The organism is Microbulbifer sp. CnH-101-G, assembly GCF_052466775.1.
The window spans coordinates 2,871,754-2,891,511 of record NZ_CP174292.1; the positions used below are offsets into that span (position 1 = coordinate 2,871,754).

At 47.1% G+C, this 19,758-nt stretch carries 18 protein-coding genes and 1 pseudogene; 2 read left to right on the plus strand and 17 right to left on the minus strand.

Features of this window, described 5'->3' with window-relative positions; translation table 11 throughout:
* Nucleotides 1-528: 528 nt before the first annotated feature.
* The 4 genes from ACJJID_RS12700 to ACJJID_RS12715 all read right to left on the minus strand — a co-directional run bounded on the left by ACJJID_RS12700 (nucleotide 529) and on the right by ACJJID_RS12715 (nucleotide 4,548).
* The gene (locus tag ACJJID_RS12700; RefSeq protein WP_444919798.1) at nucleotides 529-855 is read right to left on the minus strand and encodes a hypothetical protein; all 327 of its coding nucleotides are present in this window, start codon (nucleotides 853-855) and stop codon (nucleotides 529-531) included.
* A gap of 516 nt (nucleotides 856-1,371) precedes the next feature.
* Entirely contained in the window at nucleotides 1,372-1,698 is a 327-nt protein-coding gene (locus tag ACJJID_RS12705) for a hypothetical protein (RefSeq protein ID WP_444919799.1), read from the minus strand.
* Entirely contained in the window at nucleotides 1,695-3,569 is a 1,875-nt protein-coding gene (locus ACJJID_RS12710; protein ID WP_444919800.1) for an RHS repeat-associated core domain-containing protein, read from the minus strand. The genes ACJJID_RS12705 and ACJJID_RS12710 overlap by 4 nt, the downstream gene beginning before the upstream one ends.
* Nucleotides 3,570-4,059: 490 nt before the next feature.
* Nucleotides 4,060-4,548, minus strand: a complete 489-nt coding sequence (locus ACJJID_RS12715) for a hypothetical protein (protein ID WP_444919801.1) — start codon at nucleotides 4,546-4,548, stop codon at nucleotides 4,060-4,062.
* A gap of 112 nt (nucleotides 4,549-4,660) precedes the next feature.
* On the opposite strand from ACJJID_RS12715, the pseudogene ACJJID_RS12720 reads away from it, so the two are divergent.
* Nucleotides 4,661-4,840 (plus strand): annotated as a pseudogene (locus ACJJID_RS12720) (transposase); the annotation flags it as partial.
* A gap of 216 nt (nucleotides 4,841-5,056) precedes the next feature.
* Here the strand turns inward: ACJJID_RS12720 and ACJJID_RS12725 are convergent.
* The 7 genes from ACJJID_RS12725 to ACJJID_RS12755 all read right to left on the minus strand — a co-directional run bounded on the left by ACJJID_RS12725 (nucleotide 5,057) and on the right by ACJJID_RS12755 (nucleotide 8,666).
* Entirely contained in the window at nucleotides 5,057-5,440 is a 384-nt protein-coding gene (locus ACJJID_RS12725) for a hypothetical protein (protein ID WP_444919802.1), read from the minus strand.
* Nucleotides 5,441-5,458: 18 nt separating this feature from the next.
* On the minus strand, nucleotides 5,459-5,737 hold the full coding sequence (locus tag ACJJID_RS12730; protein ID WP_444919803.1) for a hypothetical protein: 279 nt from the start codon (nucleotides 5,735-5,737) through the stop codon (nucleotides 5,459-5,461).
* A 251-nt stretch (nucleotides 5,738-5,988) separates the two neighbouring features.
* Nucleotides 5,989-6,162, minus strand: coding sequence for an RHS domain-containing protein (locus ACJJID_RS12735; RefSeq protein WP_444922631.1), 174 nt, complete (start codon nucleotides 6,160-6,162; stop codon nucleotides 5,989-5,991).
* Nucleotides 6,163-6,527: 365 nt separating this feature from the next.
* Nucleotides 6,528-6,851: a hypothetical protein gene (locus ACJJID_RS12740; RefSeq protein ID WP_444919804.1), complete on the minus strand. Its 324-nt coding sequence runs from the start codon at nucleotides 6,849-6,851 to the stop codon at nucleotides 6,528-6,530.
* An 86-nt stretch (nucleotides 6,852-6,937) separates the two neighbouring features.
* Nucleotides 6,938-7,369 (minus strand): hypothetical protein, encoded by a 432-nt coding sequence (locus tag ACJJID_RS12745; protein WP_444919805.1) that lies wholly within the window; start codon nucleotides 7,367-7,369, stop codon nucleotides 6,938-6,940.
* A gap of 2 nt (nucleotides 7,370-7,371) precedes the next feature.
* Nucleotides 7,372-7,746 (minus strand): hypothetical protein, encoded by a 375-nt coding sequence (locus tag ACJJID_RS12750; RefSeq protein WP_444919806.1) that lies wholly within the window; start codon nucleotides 7,744-7,746, stop codon nucleotides 7,372-7,374.
* Between the two features lie 176 nt (nucleotides 7,747-7,922).
* Nucleotides 7,923-8,666, minus strand: coding sequence for an RHS repeat domain-containing protein (locus ACJJID_RS12755; RefSeq protein WP_444919807.1), 744 nt, complete (start codon nucleotides 8,664-8,666; stop codon nucleotides 7,923-7,925).
* On the opposite strand from ACJJID_RS12755, the gene ACJJID_RS12760 reads away from it, so the two are divergent.
* Nucleotides 8,661-8,813 (plus strand): hypothetical protein, encoded by a 153-nt coding sequence (locus tag ACJJID_RS12760; RefSeq protein WP_444919808.1) that lies wholly within the window; start codon nucleotides 8,661-8,663, stop codon nucleotides 8,811-8,813. The two genes, ACJJID_RS12755 and ACJJID_RS12760, sit on opposite strands and share 6 nt — an antisense overlap.
* Before the next feature lie 93 nt (nucleotides 8,814-8,906).
* Here ACJJID_RS12760 and ACJJID_RS12765 read toward each other — a convergent pair whose 3' ends face one another.
* The 6 genes from ACJJID_RS12765 to gap all read right to left on the minus strand — a co-directional run bounded on the left by ACJJID_RS12765 (nucleotide 8,907) and on the right by gap (nucleotide 19,637).
* A complete protein-coding gene (locus ACJJID_RS12765; RefSeq protein ID WP_444919809.1) occupies nucleotides 8,907-9,065 on the minus strand; it encodes a hypothetical protein in 159 nt (52 codons plus the stop codon).
* A gap of 428 nt (nucleotides 9,066-9,493) precedes the next feature.
* Nucleotides 9,494-9,835, minus strand: coding sequence for a hypothetical protein (locus tag ACJJID_RS12770; protein WP_444919810.1), 342 nt, complete (start codon nucleotides 9,833-9,835; stop codon nucleotides 9,494-9,496).
* 301 nt (nucleotides 9,836-10,136) lie between these two features.
* Entirely contained in the window at nucleotides 10,137-10,514 is a 378-nt protein-coding gene (locus ACJJID_RS12775) for a hypothetical protein (RefSeq protein ID WP_444919811.1), read from the minus strand.
* A 662-nt stretch (nucleotides 10,515-11,176) separates the two neighbouring features.
* Nucleotides 11,177-16,156, minus strand: coding sequence for a glycohydrolase toxin TNT-related protein (locus ACJJID_RS12780; RefSeq protein WP_444919812.1), 4,980 nt, complete (start codon nucleotides 16,154-16,156; stop codon nucleotides 11,177-11,179).
* A gap of 854 nt (nucleotides 16,157-17,010) precedes the next feature.
* The gene (gene pyk, locus ACJJID_RS12785) at nucleotides 17,011-18,447 is read right to left on the minus strand and encodes a pyruvate kinase (protein WP_444919813.1); all 1,437 of its coding nucleotides are present in this window, start codon (nucleotides 18,445-18,447) and stop codon (nucleotides 17,011-17,013) included.
* A gap of 155 nt (nucleotides 18,448-18,602) precedes the next feature.
* A complete protein-coding gene (gap, locus tag ACJJID_RS12790; protein ID WP_444919814.1) occupies nucleotides 18,603-19,637 on the minus strand; it encodes a type I glyceraldehyde-3-phosphate dehydrogenase in 1,035 nt (344 codons plus the stop codon).
* Between the last annotated feature and the right edge of the window lie 121 nt (nucleotides 19,638-19,758).

Below are 19,758 nucleotides of genomic sequence, written 5' to 3' on the forward strand. Positions count from 1 at the left end.
GTATACCTTTTTAGATATCGCCGAATAAATAGCTCGAGCAATTGTTGGAAATTTAAGAACAACTTGTCGCCCTCCCTCATCCCAAGACAAAACTGTTGAGGCGTATCGACCCTCTACAATTTTTTGATCTTGAATTTCCAAAGCATCCGATTTTTTATACCAACAATTTCTAAGTATGGGGCATCAGTAAAATTAATGTATTCGCTGGGCCCTGCATTAGCCCACGACGCCTTAAAATCTTTAAATGTAATTTAAGCCACCGTAAGATAGTTGCAACAGTAATACCTGGGGGCTGCATCTGTATTGGGCACGATGAAATCTGGGATTATTATCGCACGGACAGGGTCCTAGGCATCGTTCTCGTAACCGGTATTTGAAACCTGCCAAAAGGTTAGTTAAACGTCATCATTTTACTCTCGCCCTATTTTCTAATTTGTTCACCCATCAACTGAAATGACTGCTCAGTAAATATGTATATCATATTCCATCCGCCGCAGAGACCAAAAAATGAAAAATCTATAATCCACCTTAATAACAAACAATTTTTACACTGCAATTATTTTTTGCCAACAGATCAAGAAAATCAGACTCTTCATTTATTGAAAAAAGCGTGCCATCTGCTATTAATTTTTGAAACCAAGTAGAATTGGTATCCTTAAAAAAATCATGCCAATCTGAGGCATTAAATTTTATTAGCGAAATCTTCCCCCCCATAAGCCCATGCCCGCACCCTTCGGAAAGGAATAATTTTTTTGCTGAATTGGAATAAGCTAATACTTTAGGCCACTTGCTGTCATTCCCACTTTTTAAGGCCCTTTGATCTACTTCTGCAATCACATAGTATGCTTCTGACATTTTTACTTCTCCGGCAAAATATCTACTTTATCAAACCCTATTGTTTTATCCTTCTACACGCACCAGCTGCTGGCGGCTGTTGTAATGGTAGCGGGTTTGCAGTTTTTGCCTTTGGCCTGATTGGCACAGGCTTGCTGATTAACTTCGTCTTTTAAGTTAGCGGCAGAGAGGATTTGTCTGCGGGGTCACGCACAAAATATACCGGGTTGGGGCCGTCTACCTAGGTAAGGCCATCGTAAGCGTAACAGGGACTGCGGCCATCGGCGGCCAAAACTCCCCAGGGAATTGGGGCTGTACTGGGGGTAAGCATCACCTGCGGCGATTACCGCCTGGATACGATCCTGAGCACCGTATTCGTAGACAGCAATCTGAAACCTGATTAAAAATCAATTAAATATCAACAATTTACTCTGACCCCAACTATTAATTATTTAAAAACAAAGTATTTAAAGCCATTTGCGCCCTTCAGGTCCCCTCTACAGGGTTGAGGGATCATTTTGAGGAGCCCCATAAATACTAATAAAAGATTTTCTGGCTTGTATTAAACTTCCTTCCGGTTACTTTTTTCTCAAGGGAGCACCAACATTTGGAGCATACTATCCTACTTTTTTGTTCATTCATCACAATAAAATCGGGCAATTCAAAATGGTTCTCTATAAGCTTAAAGTCGATTTCATTCTCGACCAGAAGAATATTACCATCCCCTTTATCACAAATAATTCCTGTTAATCTATCGGCAGCATTACCATTATCTTCTAGCACCTTCACAATAGGCTGAAGGTGCGTGCAAACATCAAATTTTGTCGCCGTTTTATAGGGTTTTTCCTTGATTTTTTGCTTCATTTTTTCTTATCCATTCCAGCTCTGTAATCATGAATAGAATCATTTGGGACATTATTTGGCAAATCTTTAACTTCGACCTCCTCTAAAACATCCCAGTGATCCTTCATATATAGCTGAGTGCCTCCGCCGTCACCCCACTGATCATTAGCTTTGACTATGCCTACAGGAACATCTGTATCTTGAGTAACTTTATAGGTAGCCAACGCTGGCCGATAACGATAAACACCTTCAGGCTGGCCATAGTCACTCGGCCAGACCTGCAGTGCTTCATTCATAGACTGTGAGGAGTCTCCGAACCGCTCAACAGTATTACTTGTCGTATAGTACTCTCTACGATCTGGAGATAAACCATGAACAACATCTCCTTTTTTAAGGGTCATAACACCAGCATAAGTATCTTTGTGGGGATATCCTTTATTATCTGGACCTTGCCACGCAACCGCACCCTCTATCAAGGCTTGATCATTACTGGTTAGCTCATCACCCATTCTCAGTGAATTAGACTTTGAAAACTGTGCCGCCCCTCTAGCGGAAAAACCTTGTTGCCTTAATTCTTTATACCGATCAAAACGCTCTTTACAAACCAAGCCCAACGGGTCAATCCACCCAACCGGATTAGGTGCATACCGATAATTATTAACTCCACCTAAAAGTCCTATCGGGTCCTGCTGAGTAAACTCCCCAACCTGCGGATCGTAATACCTAAACCGGTTGTAGTGCAGGCCAGTCTCTTCATCAAAGTACTGCCCCTGGAAACGAATCGGCTGCTCTATCTGATTTTCATGGGCCAGAGCAATATTGCCATAACTCTTGTAGGCAGCACTCCATACCACTTCACCATCCAGATTGGTGAGGGTATCTGGAGTTCCCAGGTGATCCAGATGGTAGTGATAAACCTGCTCTTTATCTTGTTTGTTTTCTTTTAATCCAACAGGTTTAAATGTACCCGGTTCAAAGTAGTAGGTACGGGTATTGAGATCCTGCTGGGTCTGGGTATCGACTTTATTTTCCCGCTGGAGTACGTCGCCATCCCAGAGAAAATCGGTTTGCTCGCTTTCACTCGCTTTACCAATACGGCGCCCCAGGGGGTCGTATTGGTAGTGGATCACCTGCTGGAACTGTTCTGCGCCCCTCTCTACTTTGAGCTTTTCTACACGCACCAGCTGTTGGCGGTTGTTGTAGTGATAGCGGGTTAGCAGTTTTTGACCTTTGCCGCGTAGCTCGGCGATGCGGTTGCCGTGGATATCGTAGCGGTAGTGGGTATCACCACGGAAGGCTAAACGGTTGCCTTTGACCTGGGTGGCACTGGCTTGCTGCTTGGCTTCGTCTTTCGAGTTGGCGGCGGCCAGAATATTGTGTGCAGGGTCATGCACAAAGTATTTGGGGTTGGGGCCGTCTACCTGGGTAAGGCGGTCGAGGGCGTCGTAATGGTAGCTCCGGGTGCCGCGCAGGCTATCCTCAATTTGCGCGATCTGGCCAGCTTTGTTGTACTGGTAGCTGCGCTCCAGGATGGAATTTTGCTGAGTCGGATCTGATACCGGACCGTTTGCCTTGCCCAGGCGCAGTTTTTGCAAGCGACCCTGAGGATCGTAATCTCTCTGGCTTTCCAGCCCATTACCGTGCTGGCGCTGGCTTTCCCTGCCCTGTTCATCGTGGCTGATGCTGGTGATCAGTTGAGCGGCGTCACCACCGACAGGGCGGCGGTGCAGGCTTTGGAATTGGCCAGCGGGATTGAAAGCGAAGTTCAGAACTTCACCATCGGGTAATGTTGTGGCAATACGATTACCGACAGCATCGTATTGGTGACTCAGTTTGTCTTTGCCCTGCCAGTCGGCCACAACACGCCCATTGGCGTCGTACTCCCAGCGCAATTTACGGTGGGCATTTTCCGCCTCGATGAGCTGACCGCTGCGGTTGTAGCGGAAGTTGGTAATGCCGTCTGCGCTCGAAGATGGTGTCGATACCCTTACCAGTATCAGATTAAGTGGCCAGCGCGATTGTAGGCATAGCGGGTCACGCGGCCGTCGAAGCCGACTTCTTCAGTCAGGCGCTCATTGAGATCGTATTTGAGCTGGTAGCGCTCTCCGTTTTCATTGGTGAGGCCGACTAAGTTGCGCTCACCGTCATAGTGGTATTCCAGGCGGCTGCCGTCCGGATTAGTGCGGGTCTTAACCTGACTGAGGCCGTCGTAGGCGTAGCTGGTACTGCGACCTTCGGAGTCGGTAACTTCGGCCAGTAATCCCTGGGGGTTGTAACTGTATTGGGTGCGGGCACCATCTGGGGTGATTACCGCATGGATACGATCCTTTGCATCGTACTCGTAGCCGGTATTTAGAAGGCTGATTAAAGGTTAAAGAAAGGTCAATATTTTACTCTACCCCCAATCATTCCAAGCTCTTCGAGAATTTTTTTTAAAATCTCATTTCCTTTGCGGCAAGCAAAACTAGCATGCGTGTTTAATTTATCCCTATACTCATTCAAGGCACCTGCACTCTTAAACTTTAACAAGTAATTTTTTACAAGAGTAGACTCCAAAGAATCCATTTCTAAAAACAAATTGGACCCAGGTAATTTATGTGAACTTTTCTGGGCCACATATGATGAAAAATTTGCAAGAAAGTTAGATAGATCTGCTTCCGTGAGAGACAGGTCTTTTATAAAATTTATAAAAGAATCGTCAAACTTTTTGCCATTATCTGAAGATGCTTTTAAAAAAGTATGCACATGACCACTTATGTTTGCTCCATGTACATGCCCTTCGTAATCAGGACTTGGAACAAAGTAGACACCCTCTCCTCTAAAAAAATTATCTGTTTCTTTATTATTTAGAGCGATTTCAAATAAATTCATCAATGCCACCGAGAGCGTTTCAGATGAGACTGAAGCGTAGTGGGGAGAAAAATATCCGATGGTGATTAAGTCGCAGCATATTAAATGGCTAATTTAATCGGCCTACTTTAAATACCTAGAATATCTCCAAACTCCGATATACACCACTAATGAGTTGGCGACTCTACGCAGACAGCTTCGCAAGTTGGCCAAGACCAAGAGTAGCTTTACCAATGAAAATAGCTTACTGAAGCTTTTTTTCGCCGTTTTACTAAAAGTCTCAGAGCGCTGGATACACCCAATTCAAAATTGAAATTCAACACTGTCACCGCTGGTAACCCACTTTCCAGATCGTTTGGATTAATACGTCAGCCCATAGCTGATATGGCTGACACAAAGTCTTGAGCGCCCTCATTGCATCTCACAAAGGTTGACATTCGCGGTGAGTGCGCTTAATACCCACAGCTTTCATGATCCGCAGAGGCATTACGGAGTTATTCAGAGGCTCCATATCATTAGAAAGAAAGATTTACTCAACCACCAGATCTTTATTAACATATCTAATCCTATGCTGAGGACCATGCCCAGCATATTCAGTATAAGTCAAAAAGACGGCATTACATTTTTTACATATATTAATGCGACTCTCATGGTAGGGATAATAATTCACAGCTATGGGTGCATCTGCACTCCAGTAGCTGGTACCCCCAGGATGATATTCATTATAGCCATTCTTCTTAATTGATTCATTGGAGTCATAAAATTCAGCTACTAGCTCTATATTTTCGTTTATTTCAGGACTTATATTTACCCACGACCTCAAATCCTCTTTATGGCAAAATTCACAGCCATAAGTATTTAGCTCCTCCTCCACCAACTCCAAAAGCGACTTGGCATTAATTTTTCTAATCAATCATGAACCATTTCAAACCTATCGACCAGGAACAACAGATGGAACAACCCTTCTCCCTTTATATAAATCTCTATTTTGCTGAAATTTCTGTGCTAACTTAGCGGCTTCTACTTGACTGCTAGACACCCTATTAACTTCTTCTTCCGTAAACTTCACACATATATCAATCTCAAACGGCCCTCCAGTAAAAACTGTTAGATACCAATTATTATCATCTTGAACTAGCAAATATGCATAAGGTTCTTTAAATACAATTTTCATTTTTTTCGCGTTACCTACAGCATCAGAAATAATCATTTATTTGCAGGCTCATTATGTATTAATCTGAAATACATTCCAGGAATTTCCTTTGCGACTCAACCCAAACGGATCAACCTACCCAACCGGATTCTGCGTATACTGGTAATTATTCCCCTCCCAACAACACAATCCGATTCTGCTGGGTAACCCCCAGCCTGTGGCTCATAGTGCCTGAACTGGCTGTAATGCAGCCCGGTCTCTTAATCGAGATACTGACCCTGGAAGCGAATCGGTTTCTCTATTTAATTTTAATGAGCCAGGGCTATATTGCCATAGCTCTTGTAGGCAACACTCCATACTACTTCACCATCATGATTAGTGGGGGGGATACCTGGGGTTTCGAGGTGGTCTAGGTGATAGTGATAAACCAGCTTATCTTCTTTCAGTACAACTGGTTTGACAGTCCTTGATCGAAGTAGCAGGTACGACTACTGAGAACCTATTGAGTTTGAAGATTTATTTTGGTTTCCTGCAGGATAATCACCACCCCAAAGAAAGCCAGTTTAATCATTGCTGGAGGCTTTCCCAATAGGGTCATATTGGTTGTGAATCTCTTTTTGAAGCTGCTCTAAACCCTCTTCCACCTTCAACTTTTCCACATACACCAGCTGCAGACGAATGTTGAAATGGTAGCGGGACTTAGCGCTTTTCTTTCAACCTTCGACAGTTATGAGCTTTTCGATAGCCATAATTGATAGCGTTATTTTTATAAGTTTTTCAGGAGACTTACCAACGCTATCAACCATTTTTTCAGAAACAGTGGTTTTTGAGAACTTACAGAAACACCCTAAACGATCCTGACCCAAAAACCACCAAATTCCTTTTCAGGAGCCGCGAAATCCCACACAGAACCGCAGCCAGAACACTTAAAGAAAGCTGCTGCCCCAATGTGGCTCGAATCATGATTAAGCCAGCTCGGCCCTTTAATAGAAAGAATCTTTCCGGCCAACTTTAAATCTGAAACTTGATGAAAATAGACATCAAACTCTTTTCCACTTGAAAACTTTCTTTCTTTTGGGAAAGTTTGGCAAATATTACATTCAGGACGCATCTCTAAAATAGCATTATTCGGACTGCCATTTTTAAACTTTAAAAAAGTAATACGCCTCAACAGAAGCTCCTACCCAGTCAAATAATCACACAACTATTCTCACCAACTCTTTGGGGTTGCAGCCTTATATTTTTAGCAAAAACTCACTAAGTCAATACTTTCAAAGCTTGATCGCTAAGAACTATCCCAAAAATATTTGCATAGCTTAAAATTTTCGCTCTTTCATTATCAGTATATAATGCAAATGTACTTTTAGGCCATACATCAAAATTATTAAGACAACTCTCTAAATACCTCTTTTTTTTCCCTTCTGACATCCCATCTAAAAGCACTCTCGGCAAAATCTTGTATAAGTGAACATTATATGAAGAAGCCAGCCAGAAAAAACCGGGTAAGAATCTATCATCAATAATCTTATAGACCTCATAAAATGCCTCTAGGACATCCTCTGTACTTGAGACAATTACAAATCTCTCTCTAAAATCATCGTACCCCTTAAACTCCTCAAGCTTTGTATTTTTAGCATACTTGTAATTCCCTTCCAAAAGATCCTTGAGGTTTCTAGCAATATTATTCATAACTACTCCGGAGTTGGCCTTACTGGTGGATCAAGTCGTGTAACCCCTTGTACCTTATCCCCTACAGTCACCCAGTCTTTTGTTGTGCGTTGTCGCGCACCTCCGACAGCTCTAGGACCACCAATATCATTCAAATATGAGGGGTCTTTACCAGGAACCTGCAACATATCCTTGTTATTGGAAAAATCAATGTCAATCCGATAATTTGTCCCCTCATATGCTCGATAATCTTCTCGGCCTGGCACAGAATATGTTCCTGTAGCTTTTCTGGCCTCAACTATATTCATCCCATTAATATCTTCAGTGAAGGTCACATACTTACCGGGCGGTAATGCTGCTACTTTATTTATCAGATAATTACCATTTTTATCAAACAATGGGTTCCCTGCAGGATCTTTTTGAACGAAATATTCTAAATATGAAGCCTCATCAACGATAACTGAAACCCCATCAGAGTTTAATAATGCACCAGGATCATTTGGAGCAGGAAGAAGCTTTACTGGTGGACATCCCTTACTAGTTAATCCATAAGGGTCAATCTATGCAACAGGGTTCAATACATACCGATAATTATTCGTCCCCCCAGTAACCCTATCGGGTCCTGCTGAGTAAACTCTCCAACCTGCGGATCGTAGTACCTAAACCGATTGTAATGCAGGCCAGTCTCTTCATCGAAGTACTGTCCCTGGAAGCGGATCGGTTGCTCTATCTGATTTTCATGAGCCAGGGCTATATTGCCATAACTCTTGTAGGCAACACTCCATACCACTTCACCATCCTGATTAGTGAGGGTATCTGGAGTCCCCAGGTGATCCAGATGGTAGTGATAAACCTGATTATCTTCTTTTAACCCAACAGGTTTGAACGTGCCCGGCTCAAAGTAGTAGGTACAGGTATTGAGATCCTGCTGGGTCTGGATATCGGTTTTGTTTTCCCGCAGGAGTACGTCGCCATCCCAGAGAAAATCGGTTTGTTCGCTTTCATTCGCTTTACCAATACGGCGGCCCAAGGGGTCGTATTGGTAGCGGATGACCTGCTGGAACTGTTCTGTGCCGTTTTCTACCTTGAGCTTTTCTACACGAACCAGCTGTTGGCGGCTGTTGTAGTGGTAGCGGGTTTGCAGTTTTTGCCCTTTACCGCGCAACTCTGCGATGCGGTTGCCGTGGATATCGTAGCGGTAGTGGGTATCACCACGGAAGGCTAAACGGTTGCCTTTAACCTGGGTGGCGCTGGCCTGTTGCTTAGCTTCGTCTTTCGAGTTGGCGGCAGCAAGAATATTGTGTGCAGGGTCGTGCACAAAGTATTCAGGGTTGGGGCCGTCTACCTGGGTGAGGCGATCGAGGGCGTCGTAGTGGTAGTTGCGGGTGCCGCGCAGGCTGTCCTCAATTTGGGCGATCTGACCGGCTTTGTTGTACTGGTAGCGGCGCTCCAGAATAGAGATTGACTGAATCAGATCTGATATCGGGCCATTGGCATCGTACTCCCAGCGCAGTTTACGGTGGGCATTTTCAGCCTCGATTAGCTGACCGCTGCGGTTTTAGCGGAAGTTGGTAATACCGTCTGGAGTGACCTCTTCTAAAAGGCAGCCGAAGGGGTCGCGCTCGAAGATGGTGTCGATACCCTTACCAGTATCAGTGTCGGTTACGGCTCTGGAGCTGATTAAGTGGCCAGCGCGATTATAGGCACAGCGGGTCACGCGGCCATCGAAACCGATTTCTTCGATTCATCGTTCGTGAGATCGTATTTAAGCTGGTAGCGCTCTCCATTTTCATTGGTGAGGCCGACTAAGTTGCGCTCGCCGTCATAGTGATATTCAAGCCGGCTGCCGTCCGGGTTGGTGCGGGTCTTAACCTAACTGAGGCCGTCGTAGGCGTAGCAGGTACTGCGACCTTCGGAGTCGGTAACTTCGACCAGTAACCCCTGAGGGTTGTAGCTGTATTGGGTGCGGGTACCATCTGGGGTGATTACCGCATGGATGCGATCCTGGGCATCGTATTCGTAGCCAGTGATCTGAAACCTGGTTAAAGGTTAAGCAAGCGACAATAGTTTACTCTGACCCCATTTATTCTATTTAGCAAAAAAAATATTACACAGTGTACGGCAAAAACATCAGGAACTATTTCTTTAGCGATATATGTCAATAAAACCACCTAAATATGGGCAAGCATCTAATAGCTCAAATTGTTCAATATCCTCCCATTGATTTCCAACCCCAGCTTCAACAGGAAAATAAAGCAACGAAACTCCTGTGCTAGATTTTTTGTTTTTATTCAACCCCCTAAACTGGCAGCCATTCTTTTTTGGAATATTAAAATTATCCAGCAACTCACCACTCTGTGAATAAACATGGATTAACGACCTGATATACTCACTTACGTATACCTTTTTAGATGTCGAAGAATAAATAGCTCGAGCAATTGTTGGAAACTTAAGAACAACTTGTCGCCCTCCCTCATCCCAAGACAAAACTGTTGAGGCGCCTCGATCTTTTCCTAGAAATAAAGACAAGCTATTTATAAGATATCACCTTAGTAATTTTTCTCGAACGTCCCTCCAGAACATAGTCAACGACTATTGATTTGCAAAAATAAAACTTATCCCGAAATTCTGGGTTTACACCCATCACATATCTTACCCTTAAGCCAGTAAAAAGGATGCTGAAAATTGACCTGCCATAAGTGGTGATTAGGATGTTTTATACCACATCCAGTCATTAGGGCCCAACACATGCAGTACGTTCAACCTACTATGATGGACAACTCTATTTTTATTTTGTTCGGTGAAAATCGGAAAACTCTCCAGTGTTAATATTCAAGTTACAAACCGTATCAAAAGGAGAGTATTCATCAGTAAGTAAAACAACCTTTTGTATCTTACTGCCCGGAATGAACCAAACAGAATACACACCATCAACAGAATTATTTAACTTAGGCATCATGGGCTTCAAGACCACCTCACCCTTTTCATCGTATATACAAAGATTTTGAGGTCCACTCTCTTTGTGATCACTTACTACAAGCACCCTATTCTGATCAACAATCAATTCAGCTTGGATTTTATTATTATACTTTTTTGATATTAACACCCCATCACTAACCCACTTCACTTCACCATTTTTTTCATCTCGCACAAAATCTTTAATCATCGGCTTGAGCTCTATTCATCTGGATCATTATCTTCAAAAAATCTTTTACTTCCCGTCGGCTTGATATAATTCATTCGCTCATCCCGAGGAACCTTCATTCGGTCCCAAGCCATTTACTCAAAACTTTCTTCATAACTGCTACTGGTGATGAACTGATAGAAATCATTTTTAACGGACCACAATGGCTCAGCTATTAGTATAATTCCCACAGTAAGGTTTGCGCTGGACCTTTTCTCGCAGATAGACTAACACTTCGAATTCCATAAAAATAAAAATTTCCATCGGAGATATTTCCCCAAAAAAAGTATTACAATCACATTCTAGCGACTCACATGAAAAACAATGCAACCAGGAAAATATTTTTATTAATTTTTACACATAATAGCGCCTATCTTCTACAGCCGAAAAGTTACCACTTAAAGAATCAATCACATAAACCACTAACTATGTCTTGAATATTTTAAATTTTTCATGATCTGTAATGGCGAGCCTTCCACCAGAATTATCTACAGTTATATTTTGACACTCACACTCAGAGAAATATCTTGGTTTAGACTCAACTACACCTCCACAAATCAGACACTCATAATAAATAGATTTCCCCGCTGGATACCCTTTTGGTTGGTTAGGTGTGAAATCTATATATTCTCGTTTTCTATTCATCAATCAACCTTCGTAGTTCTCTTAATTTTTCCAGATTCCAAAAGTCCGTCTGTTCCGCCCTCAGACTTCGGGACAAAATATTGCATTGCCCCTCCTGGCTCTCCAAACCATGGAGCGATCGGACCAGCTTCAACCTCGAAAGGCTCAACAACTTCATACTGGTGATATGGAGAGTTCATAGTCTCAGGAGGTAGTGCCCTATTCTCGAACGGAGCTCCCACATCTGAAAAATAGCTGCCCTTATCATTGAAACCATTATCGTCATACCACCCACCAAAGCGATCTATTTTCTGACCGGGAGTCATTATGATTTTTTCTCTTATAACCTGACCATTAACACTTCCAAAGCCATCATTTGGAGGCCAGCTCTGAGTTGTAAATTTACCTTTCTTGTCGTGCCAACGACCGTTCTTATCCTTTTTATAAGGTGCATTATCCGGTTGAGCATCAAGCTGCTCTGTGACTGTATTAGATGGCGGACAATCCTTACTTTTCAAACCGTAAGGATCAATCCACCCAACCGGATTAGGTGCATACCGATAATTATTAACCCCACCCAATAACCCAATCGGGTCCTGCTGAGTAAACTCCCCAACCTGCGGATCGTAATACCTAAACCGGTTGTAGTGCAGGCCAGTCTCTTCATCAAAGTACTGCCCCTGAAAACGAATCGGCTGCTCTATCTGATTTTCATGGGCCAGAGCAATATTGCCATAGCTCTTGTAGGCAACACTCCATACCACTTCACCATCCTGATTAGTGAGGGTATCTGGAGTTCCCAGGTGATCCAGATGGTAGTGATAAACCTGATTATCTTCTTTTAACCCAACAGGTTTGAAAGTGCCCGGCTCAAAGTAGTAGGTACGGGTATTGAGATCCTGCTGGGTCTGGATATCGGTTTTGTTTTCCCGCAGGAGTACGTCGCCATCCCAGAGAAAATCGGTTTGCTCGCTTTCACTCGCTTTACCAATACGGCGCCCTAAGGGGTCGTATTGGTAGTGGATGACCTGCTGAAACTGTTCTGTGCCGTTTTCTACCTTGAGCTTTTCTACACGCACCAGCTGTTGGCGGTTGTTGTAGTGATAGCGGGTTTGCAGCTTTTGCCCTTTGCCGCGTAGCTCGGCGATGCGGTTGCCGTGGATATCGTAGCGGTAGTGGGTATCACCACGGAAGGCTAAACGGTTGCCTTTGACCTGGGTAGCGCTGGCCTGCTGCTTGGCTTCGTCTTTCGAATTGGCGGCGGCAAGAATATTGTGCGCGGGATCGTGCACAAAGTATTCAGGGTTGGGGCCGTCTACCTGGGTGAGGCGGTCGAGGGCGTCGTAGTGGTAGCTGCGGGTGCCGCGCAGGCTGTCCTCAATTTGAGCGATCTGGCCGGCTTTGTTGTATTGGTAGCGGCGCTCCAGGATGGAGTTTGACTGAGTCGGATCTGATACCGGACCATTGGCCTTGCCCAGGCGCAGCTTTTGCAGGCGACCCTGAGGATCGTAGTCTCTCTGGCTTTCCAGCCCATTGCCGTGCTGACGCTGGCTTTCCCTGCCCTGCTCATCGTGACTGATGCTAGTGATCAGCTGATCGGAATCGCTGCCCAGTGGGCGGCGGTGCAGGCTTTGGAATTGGCCGGCGGGGTTGAAGGCGAAGTTCAGTACTTCACCATCGGGTAAAGTCGTGGCGATACGATTACCGGCGGCATCGTATTGGTGGCTCAGTTTGTCTTTGCCCTGCCAGTCGGCCACAACGCGGCCATTGGCATCGTACTCCCAACGCAATTTACGGTGGGCATTTTCCGCTTCAATTAACTGCCCACTGCGGTTGTAGCGGAAATTGGTGATGCCGTCTGGAGTCACTTCTTCCAGCAGGCGACCGAAGGGGTCGCGCTCGAAGATGGTGTCGATACCCTTACCAGTATCAGTATCGGTTACGGCTCTGGAGCTGATTAAATGGCCAGCGCGATTATAGGCATAGCGGGTCACGCGGCCGTCGAAGCCAACCTCTTCAATCAGGCGCTCATTGAGATCGTATTTAAGCTGGTAGCGCTCTCCGTTTTCATTGGTGAGGCCGACTAAGTTGCGCTCACCGTCGTAGTGGTATTCCAGGCGGCTGCCGTCGGGGTTGGTGCGCGTCTTAACCTGGCTTAGGCCGTCGTAGGCGTAGCTGGTACTGCGACCTTCGGAGTCGGTAACTTCGGCCAGTAACCCCTGGGGGTTGTAACTGTATTGGGTGCGGGCGCCATCTGGGGTGATTACCGCATGGATGCGATCCTGGGCATCGTATTCGTAGCGAGTGACCTGACCGGGAGCATGTTGTACCTCTTCCAAGCGGCGAGCGCTGTCGTAGCGGTAGTGCTGGGCGCGGCCCATCGGGTCTTTAACCGCGGCGAGTTTACCCTCAGGATTCCACAAGTAGCGGGTGGTATTTCCCAATGGGTCGGTAACGCTGCCGATCAGACCAACGGGGTTATAACCGTATTCGGTACTGTTGCCGAGAGGGTCTTTAGTGGCAACGATCTGACCTTTTTTGTTGTACTCGCGTTGCCACTTATTACCAGCGGGGTCCGTAACTTTTGCGGGCAGACCTTCGCTATTGTATTCAATGCGGCGCTTATTGCCGGCGGCATCGGCTTTTTGTACCAGGCGCCCTTGATCGTCGTATTGATAAATCTCTTCGCGCAGGCTGCCATCGTCGCTTGGCAGCTGTACCTTAGTGATCTGGCCCAGGTCGTTGTAACTATAAAGGGTCTCGGCACCTTCCGGGTCGCGGTGATAAATGGGCAGGGCGCGATCATTGAAGCGATAACGCTCTTTACCGCCGCGGGTATCAGTTACGGTGACACCCTTGCCATCATCATCCCAATCAAACTGGTAGTTGTAAGTGGCCTGCCCATCGATAGGATCGCCCCACTGGCGTACACAGCGGGCCGAGGGACCTTCGGCATCCCATTCGAAATGGAAGCGGTAGCCGGTTTTTAGGGTACGCTGCTTAATAACATGCTGACGGTACTGATACTGCTCGCTGTGGCCATCAGCATCGGTGGCTTTGATCAGGTCGCCTTCATCGCTGTACTCATATTGGGCGAGTACTTTAATGCGGCCATCGCGGGTTTCTTTTTTCAGTTCACCGATACGCAGGCTGTTAGCCTGCCCTTCTGGTGGGCTAATATGCAGGGCTTCACCGAGACTGCTCTCAATGCAGATTAAACGCTCATCGATATAGTGGAACAGATAGAAGTTGCCGTAGCCATCGCGAATTTCTGCGAGCTTAAGAGTCCCCTTATCCCCGATAGCTTTAAAGTGCCTTTGCACTCCATTGGGGGCGCCGTAGGGGGTCACTATCCAATGCTCGTCATTAACGCGAGTAAGCGTTAACTGCTCCACCACATTGTGGCTGCGGCCACTGTCACCCGGTGCCGGCAAGTTAATCACTCGGCCCTCGGCGTCGTGGAGCTGCACCGCTTTACCAGGCCGCCAAAGCAGTTTTTCACCCAGGGTATGGGTCCAGCCGTGTCCCATGCCGAAGTCTTTGGGGTTACTGCTGCGGTAGGTGCGCGCTACGGTAAGAGGCAGTGGGCCATCCAATACCGTATCTACAAGCGAGAGGAACTCCTCACCAGTTTTTAAATTAACTGGATCACCACCGTGGCAAGAGTTCTTAGCACACTGAGCCTTTTTACCGTCAGGAGTCTCGCCGGTTTCACTATTGGCGCTATCCGGCTCATTGGAAGTAGAACTGCCGTTGGCCTGGCTCCCACCATCGGCATTGGAGCCTGAGCCACTCCCCTGGCTGCTTTGATTGGCATTACTGGAATTACTGGAGGAGCTATTGCTAGAAGTAGAGCTACTCGAAGCGCTACTTGAGGAAGAGCTACTCGACGAGGGGCCGCCGGACGAAGTTGGTACCGCAGCTTCAGAGGAGCTCAGGTCAGAGAAGCTGGCACCATTGCCCTTGGCATTGCCGCCGCGTTTTTTGGAGAGCAGGTTGTGCTGTTTTTTCAGCTTGGCAAAATCCATCATCAGATCGCCGATGCCGCCAAAGGCTTTGAGCAGGCGCGTATTTTTGACCATAGCAGCTACCGCACCAATGCCACCGGTAGCCGCCGCTAACACGATAGTGAGAATAATCTCAAAGGCACCACCGCCGGCTATTTCGGTGATTTCCAGGCTGTGTTGGGCACTCGCGTAATCTTTGGCAAAGCGGATGAAGGTGTCGCGCAGGGCTGGATCTTCATAAATCAGCTCAGCCACCTCAACAGCCAGATCAAATTGCTGTTTGGTGATTTTGGTGGGGTCAAAGCCGAGCACATCCACGGCTTCCCGCTGGATCGCGGATAAGTACTCCCGCTGGGACTCTACCAAGCTTTTATCATTGAGCAGGTAATTGACAATGGCTTTATTTTGCTCAAAGGACTGACGTATAGGATTAACCAGCGCCGCTACCTCAAGTACATCCTTACTCCAAACTACCAAACCCCAGGCAGCGTTGCCCAGGCCGGTAGCGCCGCGATCAATATAGGCACCCACCTTCTCAAGATCTGAACGCTGTTCATGGCGCTGCTGAATCAGCGCGGCCTCCGCTCTCTCCTGGGCGATAATCTGCTGAAGCCCTAAGCGGATTTTACTCAACAACTCAGCCTGCTTATCGGCCAGTGCGGTGGCTGCAAATGGGGCTTCTTCAATAATCAGGCGGTTTTGTACCAGGGCCAGGTAGATTTCTTTTTCCCGGCTGCTTAGGTGCCCCGGCGCTTCACTCAGGGGCCCGAGATAAACCGTTCCGGCTTGGCTGGACTGAATACTGACACTCAGCGTATTACAGGAAATACCATTCAGGCCGAAAAAGTGTTCATAGATTTCCTGAATGGCAACGTCATCAAACATGGAGAGCAGTTGGGTGGCATCTACCTGCATGGGAATACCCATCTGGTACGCCCAGCCAACTCTCACCATATAACGAATGCCTTGTCTGTTCTCGACACTTAGCTGCATGGATAATCCTTCAAACGCCGTAAGCCCGCTTTGCGCCAGCTTCTTGTTATCTTTGCCTGATCCAATAAATCATCCCGATTTATCTTCTCATCTATCAACAACCCAGCCCCCGGGGCCTGGTACCGTCCCAACCCAAAATTGTTCAATTTACACACAGCAAACTGATTACTGCCCGCTGTAGTGCGTCAAATTTTGTTGGATTAGGGTATTCACAATTTGTGAAATCTAAAATAGTGAATCTCATTACCCCGAAAGTTTATGGAAAACTACTTGTCAATAGTTCAAATTCACCGGTACCTGGATGGGATGAGGCCAAAGCTACCGGTAAGGGATACCTGAAATTGCGACCTATCCGGGCAGATTACCGCAAATAAGTGAAGGGGGGTAGATAAACGGCATTACACGAGTACGACAGCAGGAATTAAAATGAAGATCAACAAAATAATAAAATTCTTTTGAATTGAGAGTGTTAAGTTAATACTCAGACACCCAGACAGCAGATAATTTATTACAAAACTCTAAAAGAAAAATCAAATTCGAATTAAACCCATCAATGTCAATTCAAATAATGCTAATCCAAATTAAAAGAGCACCGGATTCTGCAGTTTTCCTCATCACTTAAAGTAGCAAGCGATAATTGAAGCTATAGGGCCGTTTAGAGACAAAAAACATTGTGAATAGCATCACAATATGCTCTCAGGAAGGGGTGAAAAATAAAGATGTGGTTTTGCGGCCGGTGGGTCTAATGGCAGCTAAAAATATGCAGAAAAACTAATTGATAATCTTTTTATAGGCCAAAAGCCATTACTATTCTCGGATGCTCCGAAGTAAGTAATGGCTTACACCCAAATGACTTATTCGATCTCTTTAATACGCATCGAATTGGTATGTCCACCCACATTGAGGCGCTCACCCTGGGTGATCAGCACACGCTGACCTTTTTGCAGGTCGATACGCGAACCCAACACTTCAATAATGGATTCTGTAAGATGCCCGAGTGGTACTGTGGATGGGTCATAGCTGATGGGCTCTACTCCACGCAAAAGTACCAGCTGGCGTGCAACATTGGGGTGCCTTGTCATGGCATAAATCGGTAGGCGGGTATTGGCGCGGGACATCATGCGCGGAGTACGGCCGGACTCGGTCAAGGCGGCCACCGCGCAGAGATTCTCTACACGGGAAGCCACATCAATCGCGGCCTGGGCAATTACCGTATCGATACGGTCCGAAGCGCCATGCTCCTCCGGTGCGTAAGGCACACTGCCCAGATACTGCTCTGCCCCCACAATCACCTCGCTCATGGATTCCACCGCAGATACCGGGTAATCGCCAGCTGCGGTTTCGGCGGAGAGCATCACCGCATCGGTGCCATCCAATACAGCATTGGCCACATCCATCACTTCCGCACGGGTGGGGGTCGGGCTGGAGATCATGGACTCCATCATTTGCGTCGCAGTGATTACACCGCGATTGAGTACATTGGCACGATGGATCAGTTTTTTCTGTACTCCCACCAGAGCCGGATCGCCAATCTCCACCCCCAGATCACCGCGGGCCACCATAATCGCATCGGAGGCGAGAATCAGGGCATCCATCTGCGCATCGTTGGCAACAGCCTCAGCCCGTTCAATCTTGGCCACAATGGCGGCCTCACTACCAGCGGCCAGCATGGCTTTGCGCGCAGTCTCAAGATCCTCGGCGCAGCGGGGGAAACTCACCGCGAGGAAATCCACTTCCAATTCCGCAGCCAGTTCGATATCCCGGTAATCCTTTTCCGTCAGAGCTGGCGCAGACAAGCCACCGCCGAGTAGGTTAATACCCTTGTTGTTGGAAAGCTTGCCACCCTGCAACACACGGCAAAACAGCTTGCTCGCAGTGGTGCCGGTTACCTCCAGGCGAATCTTGCCATCATCGAGCAGGAGAATATTGCCGGAGTGGCAATCGCTGATCAGGCTGGGGTAATCGACCCCTACGCGATGCTCATCGCCACCCTCGGCAGGGCAGTCGAGGTCCAGGGTGAATTCGTCATTGTTCTCAAGCGTCACACTGCCTGTGGCAAAGCGGGCAATCCGAATTTTGGGACCCTGCAAATCGCCCAATACTCCGACCGTTTTCCCCTGTGCTTCAGCGGCATCGCGCACTTCCCGCACTCGGCGACGATGGTCATCGGCGGTACCGTGGGAAAAGTTTAAGCGCACAACATTGACGCCGGCACGAATCATTTCATCGATCACTCGCGGCTTATCGGTGCCGGGTCCCAAGGTGGCGACGATTTTTGTATGGCGAATCATATGGTCCCATCAGATATTTGAAGGAAAAAGAATTTTTGTGGCCGGCTAAGTTCTGCATAAAGTGAATTTAGCCTGCCCGCTAGTGTACAAGACGAACTCACAGGTTTTCCCACAGCAATTTTCCGATGCCTGGCCAACCCATGACATGTGTATGTTCAGGCAGATTCCGCCACCGGCATATCAAGCTGCAGGGCCGTCGCCATGGCCAGGCTGGTATCCAGCATACGGTGAGAGAACCCCCACTCATTGTCATACCAGGCCATCACCTTCACCAGGTTGCCATTCACTCGCGTGTGATTGGCATCGAAGTGGCTGGAAGCGGTGGTGTGATTAAAATCCACGGATACCAAAGGCTGGTCACAGTAGCTGAGAACGCCACCGCTAAGCTCTGCAGCGCTTTGCATAATGAAATTTACCTCTTCAACCGTAGTATCGCGGCCCGCGATAAACTGGCAGTCCACCAGGGAGACATTACTTACCGGCACCCGTACCGCCATTCCATCCAAACGGCCTTTTAATTCCGGGAGCACCAAGCCCACGGCTGCCGCCGCACCGGTCTTGGTGGGAATCATATTATCGGCCGCGGCACGCGCCCGATAAATATCCGCATGAACGGCATCCTGGGTATTTTGATCGTTGGTATAGGCATGCACCGTGGTCATAAAGCCGCGTTCAATACCCAGCTCGCGATGCAGGGCCTGTGCCACAGGCGCAAGGCAATTGGTGGTGCAGGAAGCGTTGGAAACCACGCGGTGATCCGCCGTCAGGTTGCTATCATTTACGCCGTAAACCACGGTGAGATCCGCATCTTGTGAGGGGGCGGAAATCAGCACTGCGGCAGCACCGGCTTCGATATGGGCAGAGGCAGAAGACTTATCGGTAAAGCGGCCGGTACATTCCAGCACCAGATCCACTCCCATTTTTTTCCAGGGCAGCTTAGCCGGATCGCGCTCCTGACAGACCTGCACCCGATCCCCGCCAATAATCAACGCATCGCTATCCACTTTAACTTCGGTGGCAAAGCGGCCGTGAATAGTATCGAAACGAGTTAGATGCGCATTGGAGGCAACCGGAGCCAAATCATTAATCGCAACCAGCTGGATACGATCGCTATAGCCAGACTCGTAAATGGCACGGGTGACGTTGCGGCCGATACGGCCGTAACCATTGATGGCGACTTTAATTTTCATCTGGCTTTAACCTTTCTTATTAGCTTCTGGTTTTCCCCTGTTGCATCCATTGACGAATGCACCCTAGCGAACTTTTATGACGATTTGGCTGGCGATATAGCGCCCCTGTATCAGTCGTTGA